Genomic DNA, 1,874 nt, shown 5'->3' on the forward strand with positions numbered 1-1,874 from the left:
CTAGAGATCTTTAAGGGTGTGGGTTACGCGGGGGGTCGTGACGGCTGCCGTGGGCCGCGCTATGCCAGAGGGATGAGGTATCCCGATGGCGGAGGGCTGACGGCTGAGGAGCGGGTTCGGCGTGAGCGGGTCCGGTTGGCGGCCGCCGATCTGATCGAGGCAGGGGCCAGTGACCGGGAGGTGGCCCGGCGGTTCAGGGTGACCCGGATGTCGGCGAACCGCTGGCGGCGGGGTTTGGCTTCGGGCGGGCGGCAGGCCCTGGTCTCCAAGGGGCCCGGCGGTGCCCGCTGCAAGCTCGATGCGACTCAACTGCGTGTGCTGCAGGTGGTGTTGGATACCGGCCCGGCCGCCGCCGGCTGGAGCGACCAGTGCTGGACTCTGGCGAGGATCGCCGAGGTCGTGCGACGCCGGTTCGGCGTCGAGTACACCTTGACCGGGATGGACCTGCTGCTGCACCGCATCGGCTGGACCGTACAGATCCCGTCCCGCAAGGCCGCCGAGCGCGACGAGGAGAAGATCGCCGCCTGGAAGGACGAGCAGTGGCCCGTCATAAAAAGACGGCGGCGGACCTGGGCGCCTGGCTCTGCTTCGAGGACGAAGCCGGCCAGGGGCTGAGGCCGCCCAAAGGCCGCACCTGGGGCCGCCGAGGCCACACTCCCGTCGTGCGGGTCACCGCCGCGGGCACCAAACGCGTCTCCATGGCGGCACTGATCTGCACGAAGTCCGGCCATCGGCCCCGGCTGATCTACCGCACCCACCTCGACCGCGGCCCCGCCAAAGGCCGCCGCAAAGGCTTCACCGAGGCTGATTACGCACGCCTGCTCGACGCCGCGCACCAGCAACTCGGCGGCCCGATCGTCCTGGTCTGGGACAATCTGAACACGCACGTCAGCCGCACCATGCGGCAGCTGATCGACACCCGATTATGGCTGACCGTCTACCAGCTGCCGCCGTACGCCCCGGAGTTCAACCCGGTCGAGGGCGTCTGGTCGCACCTGAAACGGTCCCTGGCCAACCTCACCAAGCACAGCCTCGACCAGCTCACCGCGCTGGTGAAAACCAGGCTCAAACGAATGCAGTATCGACCCGGCGTCATCGACGGTCTCCTCGCCAAGACCGGCCTCGACTTCCAACCGCCGTAACCTCAGCCATTGGATCTCCTAGAAGGTGAAGTCCTCGGGCGCACCTTCGCCAACGCGGCCATCCACTGTCTCGCGAAGGATGTCCGCGTGGCCCGTGTGCCGCGCGTACTCCTCAATCATGTCCAAGAGCATGTCCCGGACGCTGGGCGTGCGACCGTCCGGCCAGGTGAAGGACGCCGGTCCGTCGAGCCCGCGCTCCTTGATGATGTCAGTGACGAGCTCGCGCGATCGCTCGACAGCGTCTCGCCACACTGTGTAGACATCATCCGGGGAGTCCAGGGCCCCGGTGCGCCATTCCCAGTCGGGGTCGGCGTCGAAGTCCACGGCGTCCCAAGGGGCGCCATACTCGTGACCGGCCAGCTTCACGGCCAGCCAGTCCGCCTCGACCAGGGCCACATGCTTGACGAGGCCACCGAGCGTCATCGAACTGGCGGCCGTGGTCGCGCGCAAAGCCTCCTCATCGAGCCCTGATGTTTTCCAGGCGAAGGTCCGCCGGTTGCGCTCGAGAACTGAGCGCAGGGACTCCGCCTCAGCGAGGGCCGCAGACGGGTCAGGAAGGGGAGTTGACTCGCTCATGACCAGGAGCATAGTCGGACACGGCCCTCGGCTACCGCTTACATCCAGCGACGATACGCAAGTGACATCGCGGACGTCATCGAGCGACCACGTCCGGCATGTCCACCCGGAGCTGGATCTCAAATCTCAGTAACGCCCACGATTAAAGATCTCTAG

3 protein-coding genes are annotated in these 1,874 nt (G+C 67.0%); 2 read left to right on the forward strand and 1 reads right to left on the reverse strand.

The window, feature by feature from the left end; translation table 11 throughout:
* The first annotated feature begins 72 nt into the window (after positions 1–72).
* Together ACFYP5_RS38620 and ACFYP5_RS38625 are read left to right on the forward strand one after the other, a co-directional pair.
* The gene (locus ACFYP5_RS38620; RefSeq protein WP_356673762.1) at positions 73–615 is read left to right on the forward strand and encodes a winged helix-turn-helix domain-containing protein; all 543 of its coding nucleotides are present in this window, start codon (positions 73–75) and stop codon (positions 613–615) included.
* On the forward strand, positions 540–1,142 hold the full coding sequence (locus ACFYP5_RS38625) for a transposase (protein ID WP_356712674.1): 603 nt from the start codon (positions 540–542) through the stop codon (positions 1,140–1,142). The genes ACFYP5_RS38620 and ACFYP5_RS38625 overlap by 76 nt, the downstream gene beginning before the upstream one ends.
* Positions 1,143–1,160: 18 nt before the next feature.
* Here the strand turns inward: ACFYP5_RS38625 and ACFYP5_RS38630 are convergent, their stop codons facing one another.
* On the reverse strand, positions 1,161–1,718 hold the full coding sequence (locus ACFYP5_RS38630; protein ID WP_356673758.1) for a DinB family protein: 558 nt from the start codon (positions 1,716–1,718) through the stop codon (positions 1,161–1,163).
* Positions 1,719–1,874: the final 156 nt, after the last annotated feature.

It is taken from the genome of Streptomyces sp. NPDC005262, from assembly GCF_042872425.1.
Taxonomy (GTDB): domain Bacteria; phylum Actinomycetota; class Actinomycetes; order Streptomycetales; family Streptomycetaceae; genus Streptomyces.